1 pseudogene is annotated in these 235 nt (G+C 56.2%); it reads left to right on the top strand.

Annotated features, from left to right (window positions below):
- Nucleotides 1-235, top strand: a pseudogene (locus AC0L3S_RS39760) (L-threonine dehydrogenase); the annotation flags it as partial.

Raw genomic sequence — 235 nt, 5'->3', positions numbered from 1 at the left:
GACGGGTGTCGATGCGCTCACTCATGCTATTGAGGGGTATATTACCCGTGGCGCGTGGGCGCTAACCGATGCACTGCACATTAAAGCGATTGAAATCATTGCTGGGGCGCTGCGAGGATCGGTTGCTGGTGATAAGGATGCCGGAGAAGAAATGGCGCTCGGGCAGTATGTTGCGGGTATGGGCTTCTCGAATGTTGGGTTAGGGTTGGTGCATGGTATGGCGCATCCACTGGGC

The sequence above is a fragment of the Bradyrhizobium sp. Ken01 genome (assembly GCF_055807355.1).
The sequence above is the reverse complement of the archived record's forward strand: the minus strand, read 5'-3'. Positions and strand labels throughout refer to the sequence as shown.